Source organism: Pantoea sp. ICBG 985 (genome assembly GCF_002928365.1).
Classification (GTDB): domain Bacteria; phylum Pseudomonadota; class Gammaproteobacteria; order Enterobacterales; family Enterobacteriaceae; genus Pantoea; species Pantoea dispersa.
Genome location: NZ_POWM01000001.1, coordinates 728318 through 745497, shown reverse-complemented (window position 1 = coordinate 745497; position 17180 = coordinate 728318). Strand labels below are relative to the sequence as shown.

24 protein-coding genes are annotated in these 17180 nt (G+C 57.0%); 15 read left to right on the top strand and 9 right to left on the bottom strand.

Annotated elements, in window-relative coordinates; genetic code table 11:
• Window positions 1-236: 236 nt before the first annotated feature.
• Entirely contained in the window at window positions 237-2333 is a 2097-nt protein-coding gene (locus tag C1Y42_RS03675) for a TonB-dependent siderophore receptor (protein WP_104092829.1), read from the top strand.
• A gap of 62 nt (window positions 2334-2395) precedes the next feature.
• Here the strand turns inward: C1Y42_RS03675 and C1Y42_RS03670 are convergent, their stop codons facing one another.
• Window positions 2396-2644, bottom strand: a complete 249-nt coding sequence (locus C1Y42_RS03670) for a GlsB/YeaQ/YmgE family stress response membrane protein (RefSeq protein WP_021506355.1) — start codon at window positions 2642-2644, stop codon at window positions 2396-2398.
• Between the two features lie 184 nt (window positions 2645-2828).
• Here C1Y42_RS03670 and C1Y42_RS03665 point away from each other — a divergent pair, with 184 nt between their 5' ends.
• A complete protein-coding gene (locus tag C1Y42_RS03665) occupies window positions 2829-3563 on the top strand; it encodes a flagellar brake protein (protein ID WP_058769649.1) in 735 nt (244 codons plus the stop codon).
• Window positions 3564-3652: 89 nt separating this feature from the next.
• Complete coding sequence (locus tag C1Y42_RS03660; protein ID WP_058757615.1) at window positions 3653-4780, top strand: mechanosensitive ion channel family protein; 1128 nt, start codon at window positions 3653-3655, stop codon at window positions 4778-4780.
• A 15-nt stretch (window positions 4781-4795) separates the two neighbouring features.
• Here C1Y42_RS03660 and emtA read toward each other — a convergent pair whose 3' ends face one another.
• Entirely contained in the window at window positions 4796-5425 is a 630-nt protein-coding gene (gene emtA, locus C1Y42_RS03655; protein WP_072208615.1) for a membrane-bound lytic murein transglycosylase EmtA, read from the bottom strand.
• A 163-nt stretch (window positions 5426-5588) separates the two neighbouring features.
• Between emtA and ldcA the strand changes: the two genes are divergently transcribed.
• Window positions 5589-6512 (top strand): muramoyltetrapeptide carboxypeptidase, encoded by a 924-nt coding sequence (gene ldcA / locus C1Y42_RS03650; protein WP_104092828.1) that lies wholly within the window; start codon window positions 5589-5591, stop codon window positions 6510-6512.
• A gap of 23 nt (window positions 6513-6535) precedes the next feature.
• Entirely contained in the window at window positions 6536-7198 is a 663-nt protein-coding gene (locus C1Y42_RS03645) for an MBL fold metallo-hydrolase (protein ID WP_021506360.1), read from the top strand.
• Here C1Y42_RS03645 and C1Y42_RS03640 read toward each other — a convergent pair whose 3' ends face one another.
• Window positions 7199-7612 (bottom strand): GNAT family N-acetyltransferase, encoded by a 414-nt coding sequence (locus tag C1Y42_RS03640; RefSeq protein ID WP_058757613.1) that lies wholly within the window; start codon window positions 7610-7612, stop codon window positions 7199-7201.
• A gap of 21 nt (window positions 7613-7633) precedes the next feature.
• Window positions 7634-8017: a hypothetical protein gene (locus tag C1Y42_RS03635; protein WP_058780734.1), complete on the bottom strand. Its 384-nt coding sequence runs from the start codon at window positions 8015-8017 to the stop codon at window positions 7634-7636.
• Window positions 8018-8236: 219 nt separating this feature from the next.
• On the opposite strand from C1Y42_RS03635, the gene C1Y42_RS03630 reads away from it, so the two are divergent.
• Window positions 8237-8593 carry a DUF4186 domain-containing protein gene (locus tag C1Y42_RS03630; RefSeq protein WP_010617204.1) on the top strand — a complete coding sequence of 119 codons (357 nt, stop codon included), beginning with the start codon at window positions 8237-8239 and terminating at the stop codon, window positions 8591-8593.
• Window positions 8594-8611: 18 nt separating this feature from the next.
• Here the strand turns inward: C1Y42_RS03630 and C1Y42_RS03625 are convergent, their stop codons facing one another.
• Window positions 8612-8791: a hypothetical protein gene (locus tag C1Y42_RS03625; protein WP_031279245.1), complete on the bottom strand. Its 180-nt coding sequence runs from the start codon at window positions 8789-8791 to the stop codon at window positions 8612-8614.
• 203 nt (window positions 8792-8994) lie between these two features.
• Between C1Y42_RS03625 and C1Y42_RS03620 the strand changes: the two genes are divergently transcribed.
• Together C1Y42_RS03620 and C1Y42_RS03615 are read left to right on the top strand one after the other, a co-directional pair.
• Window positions 8995-9324 carry a hypothetical protein gene (locus C1Y42_RS03620; protein ID WP_058776492.1) on the top strand — a complete coding sequence of 110 codons (330 nt, stop codon included), beginning with the start codon at window positions 8995-8997 and terminating at the stop codon, window positions 9322-9324.
• Window positions 9325-9385: 61 nt separating this feature from the next.
• The gene (locus tag C1Y42_RS03615) at window positions 9386-9934 is read left to right on the top strand and encodes a hypothetical protein (RefSeq protein ID WP_104093017.1); all 549 of its coding nucleotides are present in this window, start codon (window positions 9386-9388) and stop codon (window positions 9932-9934) included.
• 24 nt (window positions 9935-9958) lie between these two features.
• Here the strand turns inward: C1Y42_RS03615 and C1Y42_RS03610 are convergent, their stop codons facing one another.
• Window positions 9959-10165, bottom strand: a complete 207-nt coding sequence (locus C1Y42_RS03610) for a DUF2767 family protein (protein WP_021506367.1) — start codon at window positions 10163-10165, stop codon at window positions 9959-9961.
• A gap of 180 nt (window positions 10166-10345) precedes the next feature.
• Between C1Y42_RS03610 and C1Y42_RS03605 the strand changes: the two genes are divergently transcribed.
• Window positions 10346-10594: a DUF883 family protein gene (locus tag C1Y42_RS03605; protein WP_021506368.1), complete on the top strand. Its 249-nt coding sequence runs from the start codon at window positions 10346-10348 to the stop codon at window positions 10592-10594.
• Between the two features lie 34 nt (window positions 10595-10628).
• Here C1Y42_RS03605 and C1Y42_RS03600 read toward each other — a convergent pair whose 3' ends face one another.
• Entirely contained in the window at window positions 10629-10826 is a 198-nt protein-coding gene (locus C1Y42_RS03600) for a hypothetical protein (RefSeq protein ID WP_104092827.1), read from the bottom strand.
• 100 nt (window positions 10827-10926) lie between these two features.
• A complete protein-coding gene (locus tag C1Y42_RS03595; RefSeq protein WP_021506369.1) occupies window positions 10927-11124 on the bottom strand; it encodes a DUF6404 family protein in 198 nt (65 codons plus the stop codon).
• Window positions 11125-11392: 268 nt separating this feature from the next.
• On the opposite strand from C1Y42_RS03595, the gene C1Y42_RS03590 reads away from it, so the two are divergent.
• The 3 genes from C1Y42_RS03590 to C1Y42_RS03580 all read left to right on the top strand — a co-directional run bounded on the left by C1Y42_RS03590 (window position 11393) and on the right by C1Y42_RS03580 (window position 13348).
• Window positions 11393-11575 (top strand): type II toxin-antitoxin system HicA family toxin, encoded by a 183-nt coding sequence (locus tag C1Y42_RS03590; RefSeq protein ID WP_058757609.1) that lies wholly within the window; start codon window positions 11393-11395, stop codon window positions 11573-11575.
• A gap of 39 nt (window positions 11576-11614) precedes the next feature.
• Window positions 11615-12007: a type II toxin-antitoxin system HicB family antitoxin gene (locus C1Y42_RS03585; protein WP_022548759.1), complete on the top strand. Its 393-nt coding sequence runs from the start codon at window positions 11615-11617 to the stop codon at window positions 12005-12007.
• Window positions 12008-12091: 84 nt separating this feature from the next.
• On the top strand, window positions 12092-13348 hold the full coding sequence (locus tag C1Y42_RS03580; RefSeq protein WP_021506372.1) for a mechanosensitive ion channel family protein: 1257 nt from the start codon (window positions 12092-12094) through the stop codon (window positions 13346-13348).
• 121 nt (window positions 13349-13469) lie between these two features.
• Here the strand turns inward: C1Y42_RS03580 and icd are convergent, their stop codons facing one another.
• Window positions 13470-14720, bottom strand: coding sequence for an NADP-dependent isocitrate dehydrogenase (icd, locus tag C1Y42_RS03575; protein WP_010617214.1), 1251 nt, complete (start codon window positions 14718-14720; stop codon window positions 13470-13472).
• A gap of 101 nt (window positions 14721-14821) precedes the next feature.
• Between icd and rluE the strand changes: the two genes are divergently transcribed.
• Genes rluE through mnmA form a run of 3 tightly spaced genes read left to right on the top strand, consistent with a single transcriptional unit; the run spans window position 14822 to window position 17162 of the window.
• Window positions 14822-15490 (top strand): 23S rRNA pseudouridine(2457) synthase RluE, encoded by a 669-nt coding sequence (gene rluE / locus C1Y42_RS03570; protein WP_072208614.1) that lies wholly within the window; start codon window positions 14822-14824, stop codon window positions 15488-15490.
• A gap of 44 nt (window positions 15491-15534) precedes the next feature.
• Complete coding sequence (locus C1Y42_RS03565) at window positions 15535-16008, top strand: NUDIX domain-containing protein (protein WP_031279253.1); 474 nt, start codon at window positions 15535-15537, stop codon at window positions 16006-16008.
• 41 nt (window positions 16009-16049) lie between these two features.
• Window positions 16050-17162: a tRNA 2-thiouridine(34) synthase MnmA gene (mnmA, locus tag C1Y42_RS03560; RefSeq protein ID WP_021506375.1), complete on the top strand. Its 1113-nt coding sequence runs from the start codon at window positions 16050-16052 to the stop codon at window positions 17160-17162.
• Window positions 17163-17180 lie beyond the last annotated feature (18 nt).

The following is a 17180-nucleotide window of genomic DNA, read 5'->3' as shown; positions in this document are numbered from 1 at the left end:
TCAGGTGCGCCGCCGTGCGCACCTGCTTCTCAAGCCCGATGCCACAGCCAGGCGATGGCCACGCCCGGCGCTGCGGCATCCCCCTGCGCATCACACTTTTCCATTACTTATCTTTTACATCTTGAAACACCCCTTACTAAAAGATAATAATTCTCAATCTTAAAATTACTCTTTTTCTCATCATTAACCGCCGCGCTGGTGTGGTGCGGCTTTTGTTCTCAGCCAAAGGAATCATTATGACCGCGCTGTTCCCCCTCAACCGTGGCCGGCTGCTGTGCGCGCTGGCGCTGGCGTTTCCGGCACTCGGCGTTGCCGAACCCTCTCTGGTGGTCACCGCACAGCCGCAGGAGAGCGCCACCTCGCCCACGGCGGGCTATCTCGCCACCCGCAGCGGCGCCACGAAAAGCGATCGTCCACTCGTCACCACGCCGCAGTCCATTTCCGTGGTGACGCGTCAGCAGATTGACGATCAGGGCGCGCAGGATCTGAACCAGGCGCTGGGCTATACCCCGGGGGTTTTCACCAACTTTGGTGGCGCGGCCACGCGTTACGACACCATTTCGCTGCGCGGTTTCCACGGCGGTGACGTCGACAACACCTTCCTTGACGGTCTGCGCGTGATGAGCGACGGCGGCAGCTTCAACATCCTGCAGGTGGATAACTGGTTCCTTGACCGCATCGACGTAATTAAAGGCCCCTCTTCTGCCCTTTATGGTCAGACGGTGCCGGGCGGGCTGGTGAACATGGTCACGAAGCGGCCGCAGTTTGCTTCGCAGGGCCATTTACGCTTCGCCACCGGCAGCAATGCCAGTAACAGCGCCGCCTTTGATTACACCGACGCGATTAACGATCAATGGGCGTACCGCCTGACCGGCATCACGCGCAACAGCGATACCCAGTACGACCACACGCGCGAAGAGAAATACGCGCTGTCACCCCAGCTGCTATGGCAGCCGGATGAAGACACCAGCCTGCTGCTGCGTGCTTATCTGCAAAAAGATCCCTCAGGCGGCTATCACGGCTCGGTGCCGGCGGAAGGCACGCTTTACAGCCACAATGGCCGCTGGCTGAGCGACGGTTTTTATGAGGGCGACAGCGCGCTGGATCAGTTCAAACGTCATGAGCAGATTTACGGCTACGACTTCTCGCACCGTTTCGATGAGGTATGGTCGGTGCACAGCACCGGCAGCTACAGCCATTCCAGCGTGGCGCTCGACCAGGTGTACCAGATTGGCTGGAACAGCGACAATCCGGACCTGCTCAACCGCTACTACTCCGGTGAGCGCTCTTCGCTCAGCGCATGGGCGACTGATAATCAGCTGCAGGCGGAGTTTGCCAGCGGTGCGCTGCAGCATCGCGTCACGCTCGGCGCGGAGTATCACCGCTACAAAAATGATCTGAGCGACGCCAGCGGCGCTGCCTCACCGCTGAATGCCTGGAGCGGCGAGGCCATCGGCAGCCAGCCGGATTACCTCTGGACAGCGCAGACGCGCCGCTACTATCAGAGCGGCCTCTATCTGCAGGATGAGATGGCGTGGCAGCGCTGGCATCTGGATTTGTCTGGTCGCTATGACCGCATCGTGTCAGAGAATGGCAATAGTCGTCGTCAGGACGATCACGTCAGCGGCCGCGCCGCGCTGCTGTACGCCTTTGATAACGGCGTGTCGCCGTACGTCAGCTGGAGCCAGGCGATTACCCCGGCTTCGCTGACCGATCCCGACGGGAATCAGCTAAAACCGACCACCTCAGAACAGTATGAAGCCGGGGTGAAATACCAGCCGAACGGCACGCGCGATCTCTACAGCGTGGCCCTGTACGATCTGACACAGAACGATGTGGCCAACCGTAACGTGCAGGACGGCACCTACACCCCGTCCGGCAAAGTGCATGCGCAGGGCATTGAACTGGAGGCGCGCAGCCAACTGACCGAACGGTTCAGCACCATTGCCGGTTATACGCTCAACCATCTGCGCTTTAAGGATTCCGTGGACGGCAACGATGGCCATACGCCTTACGTCACGCCAAATAGCATGGCGTCGCTGTGGGGGCATTATCAGTTTGATTACGGCCTGAGCGCGGGTGCCGGGGTGCGCTATATTGGCCGCCAGTGGGCCGATAACGAAAACACCACCCGTTTGCCGTCGGTGACCCTGTTTGACGCCTCGCTGCGCGCCGATCTGGGCGCGTGGCAGTCGAGCCTGAAAGGTGCCTGGCTGCAGCTGAATGCCCGCAATCTGACGGATAAAAAGTATCTGGCAGCCTGCTACGGCACCGGTTACTGCTATCGCGGCGCGGAGCGGACGCTGACCGCCACAATCGGCTACGATTTCTGACGACATAAAAAAATCCGCAGCCCCGGACGGGACTGCGGATCTTGTTGAATCGTGATTTGGCGTCAGCTGCGGACTTTACGGTAGATCCACAGCACCACAATGGCACCGATCACCGCGACCACAAAGCTGCCAAAGTTGAAGCCGTCAACCCGGCCAAAGCCGAACAGGGTACTGATCCAGCCGCCCACCACCGCACCGACAATCCCGAGTACCACGGTCAAAATAAATCCGCCGCCATCTTTACCTGGCATGATCCATTTAGCGATAATCCCGGCAATCAGACCAAAAATAATCCATGAAAGAATACCCATTTGCTGCTCCTTACGTTATGAATCAAGGTGTTCATCGCGCTAAGTATAGCCGGGAATTTTTTCTCTGCTACATCAACATCATGATGAATTCGTTCACGCCGGCTAAAGCTTTTACCGCCCCGGTCGATAACCGACGAAGAGCAGTGGCACTCGTAAAATAGCAATCGGACAGGTGGAGCAGGACGTGAAAGACGCCGATAAAGAACAATATCTCAAGCGCGGTACGCTGGCGGTGTTGAACGTGATGAAGGATTTGTTGCGTTATCAAACCCTGCTGATGGTCAATTTCTCCCGTGGTCAGTTCATCAGCCGGCTGCTGGCCGCGGATGAAGATCGGGTGATTTTTGATCTCGGCAGCAACGCGCTGGACAATGATTTGGCACTGCAGGGCGGCGAAGTGAATATTGCGGCCGAAACCCACGGTGCCAAAGTGGAGTTTGGGCTGCAGGGATTAACCCGCATCGATTATGACGGCCTGCCCGCCTTTGCCGCCGCGCTGCCCGACCTGGTGTGGCAGATTCAGCGCCGGGAATTCTTTCGCGTCAACGCGCCGCTCGAACCGGTATTTTACTGCCACAGCCAGTGGCCGGACGGCAGCAACGCGCGCTTTCGCCTGCAGGATCTGTCGCTTGGCGGCGTCGGCGTGTTGCTGGATGAGGCGCTGCCGGAAGGTCTTAACCGTGGCGATACCTTCAAAAAGCTGCGCGTTGAGCTGGGCGAATATGGCCAGTTCGAAGTGACCGCACAGCTGCTGCACATCGGCGAGCGCAGCACCGTGACCAGCAAGAACGAAACCCGCATCACGCCGCGACTCAGCTTCCGTTTTACCGCCATCGAACCGGTGCAGGAGCGTCAGCTGCAGCAGGTGATTTTTGCGCTGGAGCGGCTGGCGCGCGACAAGGCCAATCGCTTTCAGTAAACCGCCGGCATCCCGCGCGACGCCAGCGTAGTCTATGCTTTCTCCTTGCACATTCTTTTCACCGGCTCCCAGCAAGGAGATGCTCCCCAATGGAAAACTGGCTTTCTGCCCACCATTTGCAACTTATCTTTCTCAATCAAAACTTCTGGATTAATAGCGCCATCATTGTGTTCGGCACGCTGATTGTTTACTGGCTGCTGCGCACCGTCATTCGTTTTGTCTCTAACCGTATCGCCCACTACAGCGAACAGCGCCACGTGCGTTTCACCGGCATTCTGGTGGAGATTCTGCGCAGCACCAGTCAGCTGCTGCTGCTGATCTTCTCGCTGCTTATCACCCTGAAATTTGTCGATCTGCCGGACAGCTGGAGCGTCGCCATCGCCCACGGCTGGTTCCTGGCGCTGATTCTGCAACTCACGCTGTGGATTGACGGCGGCATTCGCCTGTGGCTGCACTCGTTGCTGCGCGATCCGCTGCACGTGCGCAATCCGGTCACCACGGTGATCCTTGGCATTCTGCTACGCGTCGTGGTGTGGGTGATGATGCTGCTGGCGATCCTCTCCAATATGGGGATCAATATCACCGCGCTGGTGGCCAGCCTCGGCGTCGGCGGTATCGCCATCGCGCTGGCGATTCAGACGGTGCTGAGCGATGTGTTCGCTTCGCTGGCGATTGGCTTCGATAAGCCCTTTGAGCACGGTGACTTTATTGTGTTCGGCGACATCGCTGGCTCTATTGAGCACATTGGCCTGAAAACCACCCGGCTGCGCAGTCTCGGCGGCGAACAGATTGTCTGCTCCAACACTATTCTGCTGCAGCAAACCATCCACAACTACAAACGCATGCAGCAGCGGCGCATCGTGTTTAAGTTCGGGATTAATTACGGCACGCCGGCGGAGAAAGTGCGGCAGATTGGCGGCATGGTGCAACGCATCATTGAAGGCGTGCCGGACACGCGTTTTGATCGCGCCCATTTCCTGTCGTTTGACGAATCGCAGCTGACGTTTGAGGTGGTCTATTTCGTGCTGAGCGCCGATTACAACAAATACATGGACATTCAGCAGGAGATTAACCTGCAACTAATGGCGCAGCTGGAGCAGAAACAGATTCGTTTCGCCTTCCCGATGCGCCGCGTGGAGTTCACCGGCGGCGTGCTGCCACGCATTAACCTCAGCGATGCCTCGAATGAGGCTGCGGCAGAGCGCGCACAGCACTGAGCCCCGCCAGCGGCATTAGCCGATGGTGCGATAGGCGGTGGTGACTTTCCACAGGTAGCGCGGCGCCTGGGCGGCCGGATGCTTGTTCTGCACGTGCTGGTAGAACTCATCCGGCGTCATGGCGTTGATCATTGCAATGGCGCGATCGCGGTCGCGCGAGAAGGTGCGCAGCAGCGCGCCGGCGCCGTTGGCATAGGAAACAATGGTGGCATAGCGCAGCGTCAGCGGATCGCGAATGCCCGCCAGCGCGGAATCCTGCAGAATCCGGATATAGGCCGCGCCGATATCAATATTTTTCGCCGGGTCGCGCAGCTCGGAGTTACTCGGCTGGCCGTGGCGTCCCTGTGCGCGATACACCTCGCGCCCGGCGGTGGCGGCTTTGATCTGCATCAGCCCGACCGCGTTAGAACGGCTTACCACGGTTGGGTTGCCCCCGGATTCGACACTAATAATGGCGCTGATCAGCTTCTCATCAACGCCATAATGACTGGCGGCATCTTCGGTAAACAGTGACCATGCATCATTCACTTTCGACGGCGGCGCCTGGGTTAATGGCGTATTTCTCTCCGGCGTCACCGGTTTTTCCGGCTCGCTGGCACAGCCAGCCAGCAGCAAAGCAGACAGCATAAGTAGTCGAATTTTCACTGATTTTCGGTTCCGCTATAAGATTGGCGCAAGCTATCATAACCATGACGGTAAAAGGTAAAATTACCGTTTATCCTAAATACGTAAAAAACCTTGTGCTACCGTGACTTCGGTAACGCATTTCGTCATCATCGGCAGGCCAACAGACAGCAGGATGGAAGTTATGCTCGCCCCTCGTTCAATACGCCTCATCGCCCCTTCCGGTTATTGCCACAATCAGGACGCCGCCCGGCGCGCGGTGGAGCGCCTGCAGGCGGAAGGCCATCAGTTGCAAAACCCGGAAGCCATTACGCGCCGCTGGCAGCGTTTCGCTGGAGATGACGCGCAGCGCCTGCAGGACGTGAATGCGCTGGCGTCGCTGGCGTCGCTGCCGGATATCGTACTGGCGGTGCGCGGCGGCTATGGTGCCTCACGCCTGCTCGATCACCTCGACTATGTGGCGCTGCAGCGTCGCCTGCTTAATCAGCCTGTCGCGCTATGCGGCCACAGTGATTTCACCGCTATTCAGCTGGCGCTGCTGGCGCAAACCGGGCTGATCACCTTCAGCGGACCGATGCTGGCCGGCAATTTTGGCGCGGAGGCTTTATCTGAATTTACCGTCAGCCACTTTTGGCTGGCGCTAACATCTCCTACAGTCAATCTGGCGTGGCACAGCGCCAGTCCGGATCGCGGCCGCTGGCAGGGCACGCTGTGGGGTGGCAATCTGGCGATGATCTGCTCCCTGATTGGCACGCCGTGGCTGCCGCAGATTGAAGACGGCATTCTGGTGATCGAGGATGTGAATGAGCATCCGTTCCGCATTGAGCGTATGCTGATTCAGCTGCAGCAGAGCGGTATTCTGGCGCGCCAGCGCGCCATTGTCACCGGCAGCTTCACTAGCACCGCCCTGTCCGATTACGATAACGGCTTTGATTTCGCCACGGTGTGGCAGCGGTTGCGTGACGAGTACCAGATTGCAGTGATCAGCGATCTGCCGTTTGGCCATGATGCCGATACCGTGACGCTGCCGCTCGGCGCCAGCGCCACGCTTGAGATTGACCAGGGCGCCGCGCGGTTAGCCTTTACCGGCCATCCGACGTTGCGCTGACGTGTTGCCGCAGGAGACCGCTATTGAAGCCGCTGTACGAAGACTTGTGGATCTCCACGCCGGAATTTCCCGCCGAAGAGACGGCAAATGATTTAATGATGCACGGGTTTATGCTGCGCCATCCGCGCGGCAACCTGTTGATTGGTCGCGTTGAGCAGCTGCTGGATCATGAAGTGCTCGCGGACGCGGGCGGCGTGATTCGCCACTATTTTACCCACTGGCACGAAGCCGCGCCGGGCGCGCGGGCCATTCAGCAGCGCTTCAATAGTGCGCTGTATTGCCACAGCCGATCGCTCGGCCCGGTGAGCCTGGTGATTGAGCCGGACGAAACCTTCACGCATCAGGACGTGCACTTTGGCGACTTTCACCTGCTGCCCACGCCGGGCCATACGCCGGGCAGCTGCAGCTACCTGTACCATTCACCGCTCGGCCAGACCTACCTGTTTGTCGGCGACACCCTGACGCGGGATTACCATCGCTGGATCAGCGTGCTGGTGCCGGACAGTAATCCTGCGGAGCTGCAGCAGTCGCTGGAGCTGTACCGCTCGCTGCGTCCGGATGTGGTGCTGATGAGCACCACGCGCGGACATCTCTCCTGGGCGAAGGTCGATTTACAGAGCTGGCTGGCCGCGATTGATGAAGCGGAACAGTCGCCGCTGGATCTGCGCCAGCAGCCACTGCTGTGATTACAGCGTCTTGCTCAGATAGTGACGCTGATGTTCGCGCGGATAGTGATCAAGGCTAAAACGTAGCGTATAGCCAAGCTTTTCATAAAACGGCCGCGCCTGAAAGCTGGCGGTATCCACCTGCGCGTAACGGCAGCCGCGTGCGCGGGCTTCCTGTTCGGCAGCCTGAATCAGCTGGCTGCCGGCGCCCTGCCCGCGTAACCCATCGCTGACCCACAGCATATCAATGCGTAACCAGTTGCCATAGGTTGAGCCCGTCAGCCCCGCCAGCTTTTTCCCGGCGCCGTCTTTAATGAACACACCGATGGCTTTCATCTCATTGATGTCAATAAAGCGGCTGTTGAAGGCGTTCAGGCCGAGGCGCATTTCATCCAGATCCTGATGCGTGACGCTATCCGTAACGCTTAATTGCATGGTCGGCTCCTTGTGGCGGCATTATGAAGAGGGGTGCTGGCGGTCGTCGTAGCGCTCCAGCGACAGAATATCAGCATCGCGTTTTTCCGTACGGTTGCAGGGCAACAGCTTATCGCTGTCGGCGTAGACGAAAAAGGTTTCGCCGCTGTTTTTATTCACGATCAGCTGATCGCCATTGCGGAAACGGGTAATGGCGACCTTATCGCCGTCCTGCAGATGCGTGCGCTGCTGCCCGGCGGCAATCTGGAAATGCCGGGTTGGCCACATCAGCGTGCTGAGCCCGTAAGCGGCACGCGATACCGTCATGGTGGGGCGGCCCGGGCAGGTGATCTGGAATTCGCTTTCGCTCCACGCGGGGGCAATCTGGCAGGCCATCAGGAGCGCGGCAAGGGTTATCGCCTTCATGGGGGGTTCTCCACTGAGGTTAGATTATGATTTTGCAGGAATTTAATTGGCCAGAGGGTAACATACAACCTCCGCCGGTGCGGTAATCTGCGACCGCAGGTCAGCCACTGCGGGCAGGAAGAACGCCTCCACATCTCTGATTTTGTGAGGTTTTATGTGATCGGGATATCTTTGTAACGAGTTAAGTAAAATGCGCTAAGATCGCGTCAGGAGGATGTTATGCGAGATGAACAGGCATTATTCGCGCGGCTGGCGCAATCGCCGTTTCGCCGCCGCTTCCATTTAGGCGCGAAAGAGCGGCAGTACTGTATTGAGAAAGGCCCGGCGGTGATCGATCAACATGCGGCCGATTTTATCCAGCAAAGACTGGCCGCAGCCGAACCAAAGAATGATGGCAAACAGACGCCAATGCGCGGCCATCCGGTATTTATCGCCCAGCACGCCACGGCAACCTGCTGCCGCGGCTGTCTGGCAAAATGGCATGGCATTGCTGCGCATCAGCCGTTAACGGCAGAGCAGCAGCAATATATGGTGCGGGTGATTCACCGCTGGCTGGTGGGTGAAATAAATGGTTAAGACCGGGATGGGATGGAGCTACTCTGCCGCGACCTGCGCGGCCACCAGCATCAGCGCCAGTCCGGCATCGTCTGGATCGAAACGCTGCATAACTTCATGGATCGCCGTCACGCAGTTCATCACCTGCTGTTTTTTGTCGGCGTCTAACTTATCAATCGCGTGCTGAAGAATCATTAAACTGGCTTCTTCTTCTCTCATGGATTTACCCTTGTTTTGCTTACCTGGTGCGCAACGCTGGCAAGAATAACGTTTATCTGCTAGCAAAGTCACCCCTTTACATGCTTACCGCTTAACGATTAAACAAATGGCAAATGGGCAGTGGCGTCAGACATGCTATGATCGGATCAGTGGCGCGCATCGTCAGGCCAGCATAAATCAGGGAATGCACCAGGAACAGGACCATGTTAAGACTCAGTTTTCTACTCACAGTTATCCTGCTGGCTGGCTGCAGCTCCACGCCGAAAGGCGTCGATTGCCCCGGCGAGGTCGCAACGCTCTATGGTCAGTCGCTGGGCCACACCGAAGGGCGCATTTTCGATTTGGTGAATTCGTTTTCGGTGGCGCGCGATGGCGTAACGCTGAGCAGCGGCGCACTGCACTCCACCGACCGTTTCCGCTATGTCCCTTCTGCCGTGACGCCGGAAGGCTTTTATGCACAGCGGCTGAGCGACAAGCAGTTCCGCCTGATCAACCCGGCGCGTAACACCATGATTACCTGGACGTGTCCATAAGCCGTGCGTGGCGCGCGCAGATGGTTTATTGTCAGCGTTTGTCATGCTGCGGACCTGCATTATGGAAAAGAGTCTGGACAATAACGGTTATATCGATTTCCCCTTTCCGGCCACCCGAGACGCGGATGGCTCGGTCAACCCGTGCGGTTTTGACCTGACGCTGGAAACCGATCGCATTGATGAGATCGCCGCCGGTAAACATTCTGAAAATTTGCGTCGTCTGCTGGAAGAGGTCAATCTGCAGGAGGGCCTGTTTATGACGCTGGCCTGTGACTGGCAGCAGCGCGCAGATGGCGTGTGCGGCTTTCTCGACGTGGCGTTCCGCCCCACGCTGGACAGTAGCAGCGAAGAGACACAGAGCCTCGATCAGTTCTTTGAGATGTATCTGCGCCGCCAGGAGCAGCAGCACAGCATGCCACGCGACGCGCTGGTCAACTATGCGCGCGCGGTGCTGGACTGGAGCTGGTCGCCGCTGCAGCAGCGCCATCGCCGCTATGAGAAGGTCACTATTCGCTATTACTGCCAGCAGGCGGACGATGCCGAATGGTGTTTTGATCATCTGCGCCACTTCCTGGTGAGCTGGTACCCGGCGTATCGCGGCCAGCAGTGAGGGCGTCCGCGTGACGCCCTGCGCTTACGGCCGTACCAGACGAATCGCGTGTTCAAGCATTCGCTGTTCATCGCGTTCGTCGTGGGCGCGATCGTGGCGCGTACGCTGCAGCAAACGGGCAATCTCCTCCCGTCTGGTTTCATGACCGCACTCGGAAAGGACAATTACCGCATCGCCAATCACCCGGCAAACTTCATCGTAATCGTCTTCATTCAGGATATCGCGTTTCATTTCTCCTCCGTTCAGTGAGCGCTGCGTGAGGTTCGTGCAGCTTAACGTGGTCCTTACCAGGTATGGACAGCAATGCCGATTCCTGCAAACCACTGTTACATCCTGAAAAGCCACCAGGTTGCTGGTCTGCACTTCTCTGTCTACGCTGAAAGAGACATTCACCACTCTCAGGGAGTCAATATGACCGATAAAGCGGAAGCAAAATTGAATGAAGCGGCGGGTGCCGTACAGGAAAAATTTGGCGAGTTCACCGGTTCACGCCGCCATCAGGCACGCGGTGCCGCGCGACGCTATCCGGCGCAGGCCAGTTATGCGGTGCAGGATGCAGCAGACTGCGTGGTGAGATCGGTACGCGACAACCCGGCGACCGGACTGGCCGTTGCCGCCAGCATCGGCGTGATTGTCGGTTTCCTGCTGGGCCGTAAATAATCCCCGGCAATCGGGGCCCGTGCGGCCCCGATACTCAATGCCGCGCCGGCACGCCGTCCCGCCGTTCCTGAATATGTTCATCCGGCGTCTCGGCGACATCTGCCGTACTGCTGTGCCCGGCCAGGTGGCGCCCATGCTGCCCCGCTATCACCACAGGCCCCACCGGTAATTGTGCACTGGCCGCCAGTGATAGCAGCAATAAAAACCATCCCGTCAGTAACGTTCTTCCCATCCTGCCCGCCTTACACGCTGATTAGTGAGCGCTCAGCTTGCCGGATGTCATGCAAATTAGCGTCAGCGCGACGCAAAGCTATGTCGGCAGTTGTGAATAATCAGGCCTGTGCGCGCCGCGCTTTGTAACGCGCCACCATGGTCATTAATGCCTGATAAATCAAACCGGCATACAGGCTCATGACAATCATCATGCCCGGCGTTTTGCCCTGTGCCTGCCAGGATACAAACCACATAAAAATGCCCCACAGCAGGGAAAAAATCAGCCAGCCTTTTACAAACTTGATCACACCTTGCATAGCACCTCCGGATTGATGAAGGCAGAAGATAGCGGTTCAGCCAGCAAATGGCACGCGCGCCGGTGCCGGGATGTTAACTGTTTCAAAGTTTTACGCAAACCGCTATCGCAGCGGGAAAAAGCCGTGGAAAACAGTCCGCAGAACGCAGCATCAATGGGTGCCTGTCGCGGCCGTCCCGGTTAGTTTGGCCATGGCCCGCCGATGTGATGGCAGAGACCGCCTTGCATCAGTGTGTATTATGTGTATAATTTCACCTACAGGAAGTCCGATGAAGAGCGCGACGCTGATTAAACTGCTGCAAAAGAATGGCTGGAAGCTGGAACGCATACGCGGCAGTCATCATCAGTTCTCGCACCCGGATTTTGCTCATCTGATCACCGTGCCGCATCCGCAGAAAGATATGAAGACAGGCACGCTGATGCAGATTCTGAAAGACGCCAGGCTGGATTGATCCATGCTGGTTTTATTCCGCTTGCTCAGAGGTGACATGATGCTGTTTCCCGCTTTGGTAGAGATTGACGCTGACGGCTCGGCCAGTGGTTATTTCCCGGATGTCACCGGCTGTTATTTTGCCGGTGATACGCCCGAGCAAACGCTGCAGGATGCGCAATCTGCGCTGCATGCCCACTTTGAACTGATGGCGGAGAAAGGCTTGTTGATTCCGGAACCGGCGCAGCACTGGCAGCAGGAATTTAGCCAGCCTGGCGTGTGGATCTACGTTGATATTGATGTCACCCGCTATCTGGGCAAATCCGAGCGCATCAACATCACTATGCCGCATCTGCTGATTGAGAAGATCGATAAGATGGTCAGTAATAACGCGCGCTACAGCAGCCGCAGCCATTTTCTTGCCGAGGCGGCGCGCAAAGCGCTGGTTTCTTAGCCGCACGATTGCGCACGCGTCGCTTATCGTCCGCGACAGCTTTATGTTTGAATTCCCGCCTCAACCGGCCGGCATGTGGTTAAAATGAATTACTTACGCGACATACAAACGTTTATTGAAGGCAATACGGTGCTCTCCGCCACCTTCAGCCTGCTGCTGTTACTGGTTGCCGGCATGGTCACCCATCTGATCTGTAAGTTCTTCGTGGTAAAAGTGGTGCGCCGCGTGTTCTTCAGCACGCATAAAAACCAGGTGCCGCTGGATAAAGACGTCCGGCTCTCAGAAAAGCTGTCGAATTTTATTCCGGTGATCACCGTCTATTACCTGCTGCAGTTTATGCCGGACCTGCCCGAGCATCTGCTGATCGCGGTGAAAACCATCTGCGGCATTCTGTTTTTTGTTTATCTGTCGCTGTTCTTTAACGAAGTGCTGGAGATCGTTAATAACTCCTATTCGCGTAAGTCGAAGCGTAAGAACCACTCGATAAAAGGCTATATCCAGATCGGTAAGATCCTGGTGCACATCATTTCCGCCATCATGATTCTGGCTATCATGTCGAACAAATCGCCGGTGATTATCATCTCCAGTCTGGGTGCGGTCGCGGCGGTATTGATGTTAGTGTTTCAGCACACCCTGCTGTCGCTGGTGGCCAATATTCAGGTGTCATCGAACGATGTGCTGCAGCTCGGCGACTGGATTGAAATGCCGGATAACGGCATCAGCGGTGAAGTGATTGATATCGCTCTGCATACCATTACCATCCGCAACTGGGACAATACGCTGTCGCGGATCCCGACCAAAAATTTCCTGACCGAAACCTACACCAACTGGCAGGCGATGTTCTCTTCCGGCGCGCGGCGTATCATGCGCAGCTTTCATCTCGACCAGACCTCGATTCGCTTTCTCGATCAGCAAATGGTGCAGCAGATGAGCCAGATTCGCGGCGTCAGTGAGCAGCTTTCAATCCTGATGGATGGCCGCGATAGCAGCGTGGTCGGTGACCGCTGGTTTGCCGAAAACGGCATCACCAACCTCACGGTGTTCCGTCACTATCTCACCGCCTGGCTGGCGCAGCGCGACGATATTAAAAAAGATATGTATATCGTGGTGCGCGCGATGAAACCCTCACCGGAGGGATTGCCGGTAGAGGTTTATTGCTTTACCTCCTCGGTGCTGTGGGTTGATTACGAGAATTCCCAGTCGGCGATATTTGAATTCATCTACGCCATCGTCGGTCAGTTTTCGCTGCGGATTTACCAGCATCCGGCCGGCAATGATTTCTGGCGTTTGTCGCAGGCGCGCGATAGCCAGATCGGTCAGTTACAGCCTCCGGCGGAATAAAGCCACGCATCGCACGGTCGTCATGCATGGCAAACCGGCGGTGACAGAAGTCCTTCCCGCTGCCAGCATAAAAAAAGGGAGCCCTGCGGCTCCCTTTCATGTTGCATTTGCTCAGGGCAAATTACATGTTCGCGATGATCGCGTCACCAAACTCAGAACATTTCAGCAGTTTAGCGCCGTCCATCAGACGCTCAAAGTCGTAGGTCACGGTTTTGGCAGCGATTGCGCCTTCCATGCCTTTAACAATCAGGTCAGCCGCTTCGAACCACTCCAGGTGACGCAGCATCATTTCTGCAGACAGGATCACGGAACCTGGGTTCACTTTATCCTGGCCCGCATACTTCGGTGCCGTACCGTGGGTAGCTTCGAACAGTGCGCACTCGTCACCGATGTTGGCGCCCGGTGCGATACCAATGCCGCCTACCTGTGCCGCCAGGGCATCAGAAATGTAGTCACCGTTCAGGTTCATACAGGCGATAACGTCATACTCGGCTGGACGCAGCAGGATCTGCTGCAGGAAGGCGTCGGCGATCACATCTTTAACGATGATCTCTTTACCGGTGTTCGGGTTTTTGAACTTCATCCACGGACCGCCATCGATCAGCTCGCCGCCGAACTCTTCTTTCACCAGCTGGTAGCCCCAGTCTTTGAAAGAGCCTTCGGTGAACTTCATGATGTTGCCTTTGTGCACCAGCGTCAGGGAATCACGGTCATTGGTGATGGTGTATTCAACCGCGGCACGCACCAGACGTTTCGTGCCCTCTTCTGAACACGGCTTCACGCCAATACCACACTGCTGCGGGAAGCGAATTTTCTTCACGCCCATCTCTTCACGCAGGAATTTGATCACTTTGTCCGCTTCCGGCGTACCGGCTTTCCACTCGATACCGGCATAGATATCTTCGGAGTTTTCGCGGAAGATCACCATGTCGGTATCTTCAGGACGTTTAACCGGGCTTGGCGTGCCTTTGTAGTAACGTACCGGACGCAGACACACGTACAGATCCAGTTCCTGGCGCAGTGCCACGTTCAGGGAACGAATACCGCCACCTACCGGGGTAGTCAGTGGGCCTTTAATGGCCACGCGGTACTCTTTGATTAAATCGAGGGTTTCCTGCGGCAGCCAGACATCCTGGCCATAGAGTTCGACGGATTTTTCGCCGGTGTAAATTTCCATCCAGGAAATTTTTCGCTCGCCGTTGTAGGCTTTCTTCACAGCGGCATCAACCACTTTCAGCATCACCGGGGAAACGTCAACCCCAATACCGTCACCTTCAATGTAGGGGATGATCGGGTTATTCGGGACATTCAGTTTGCCCTGATCCAGGGTGATTTTTTGACCTTCCGCCGGAACAACTACTTTGCTTTCCATTAACCTCTCCTTCGAGCGATTTTTTGTTAATGATTTGTAAGATGCGCGTCAATACTACTTGAATATTTCCGCCACGCCAATCACCGCAGTTTCGCGCTATAATGCGCCGATTGTTACCAACTGCAAAGCCCATGCGAAAAACTTCTCAACGAATTCACCAGCATAAGCGCCCTGCTGCCCCGGCGCGCCAGCCTGCGCGGCGTGACACGCGGCCAAAAGGTCCGCGTCGCGTCATACTCTTTAACAAACCTTTCGATGTTCTGCCGCAGTTCAGCGATGAGGCTGGCCGCCGCACGCTGAAAGATTTTGTGCCGGTGAGCGAGGTGTATGCCGCAGGCCGTCTCGACCGCGACAGCGAAGGGTTGATGATTCTGACCAACGATGGCGCACTGCAGGCGCAGCTGACGCAGCCGGGCAAGCGCACCGGCAAAATCTATTACGTTCAGGTGGAAGGCGTACCGCAGGAATCAGATTTATCCCGCCTGCGCAGTGGCATCACCCTCAACGATGGCCCAACGTTGCCGGCGGGCGCAGAAGTGGTGCCTGAACCCGCGTGGCTGTGGCCGCGCACCCCGCCGATTCGCGAGCGCAAAGCTATCCCCACCTGCTGGCTGAAAATCACGCTGTATGAAGGGCGCAATCGCCAGGTCCGAAGGATGACGGCGCACATTGGCTTTCCAACGTTACGCCTGATCCGTTTTGCCATGGGTGATTACCAGCTGCAGGATTTGGCACCGGGCGAATGGCGCGACATCAGCGACCGGACGTAGTTTATACATTTCGATAACGTCAGGTTAACTATTTGGGAGGAACGATGTTTAAACCTCATGTAACCGTCGCCTGTATGGTGCACGCGCAGGGCAAATTACTGGTGGTAGAAGAGCGCGTCGACGGCCGCGTTACCTGGAATCAGCCGGCCGGTCATCTTGAGGCCGATGAAACGCTGCTGGAAGCCGCGCAACGTGAGCTGTACGAAGAGACCGGCATCAGCGCGCAGCCCGACTATTTTCTCGGCGTGCAGCAGTGGATCGCCCCGGACCATACACCTTTTGTGCGTTTTCTGTTTGGCCTCGATCTGCCTGCCACCGTCACCACCACGCCACACGACAGCGATATTGACTGCTGCTGGTGGCTGTCGCCCGCGCAAATTCTCAGCGCAGAGACGCTGCGTTCGCCGCTGGTGGCCGAAAGCGTGCGGCTGTGGCAGCAGGGGGCCCGCTATCCGCTGCAGCTGATAGCTCCGTATCAGTGGCCGTTTCATGAGGGTGCGCACAACGCTTCCGCGTGATAGAATGCGCCGCCTGTTTTTATCGTAATCAAGAGTGCGTCATGTCTGACAACAGCCAGAAAAAAGTGATCGTCGGGATGTCCGGCGGCGTCGATTCTTCCGTTTCCGCCTGGTTACTGCAGCAGCAGGGCTATCAGGTTGAAGGCCTGTTCATGAAGAACTGGGAGGAAGACGATGGCGAGGAGTATTGCACCGCCGCTGACGATCTGGCCGACGCACAGGCCGTGTGTGACAAGCTCGGCATCAAACTGCACAAAATTAATTTTGCCGCTGAGTACTGGGACAATGTATTCGAGCACTTTCTGGAAGAGTACAAGGCCGGACGCACGCCGAACCCGGATATTCTGTGTAACAAAGAGATTAAGTTCAAAGCGTTTCTCGAATTCGCTGCAGACGATCTCGGCGCAGACTACATTGCCACCGGCCACTATGTGCGCCGTGCCGATGTCAACGGCACCAGCCAGCTGCTGCGCGGTCTCGACGGCAACAAAGATCAGAGCTATTTCCTCTACACGCTCAGCCACCAGCAGATTGCACAGAGCCTGTTCCCGGTCGGCGAACTGGAGAAGCCTGAGGTGCGCCGCATCGCCGAACAGCTCGATCTGATTACGGCGAAGAAAAAAGACTCCACCGGTATTTGCTTTATCGGCGAGCGTAAATTCCGCGACTTCCTCGGTCGTTACCTGCCGGCTCAGCCGGGCGTCATCGAAACCGTTGACGGTGAAGTGGTCGGTGAACACCAGGGGCTGATGTATCACACCCTGGGTCAGCGTAAAGGGCTGGGCATCGGCGGACGCAAAGAGAGCAATGACGATCCGTGGTATGTGGTCGACAAAGATGTCGCGCGCAATACGCTGATTGTGGCACAGGGCGGCGATCATCCACGCCTGATGTCGGTGGGCCTGATAGCACAGCAGCTGCACTGGGTCGATCGCCAGCCAGTGACCGCTGCGCTACGCTGCACGGTGAAAACCCGCTATCGTCAGAGCGACATTCCCTGCGAGATCATTCCGCACGGCGACGATCGCATTGAAGTGCGTTTCGATGAGCCGGTCGCGGCCGTCACCCCGGGTCAGTCCGCGGTATTTTACCTCGGTGACGTGTGCCTTGGTGGCGGTATTATTGAACAGCGCCTGCCGCTGACAGAAGCCTGAGTCGGCACTGCCGACGCG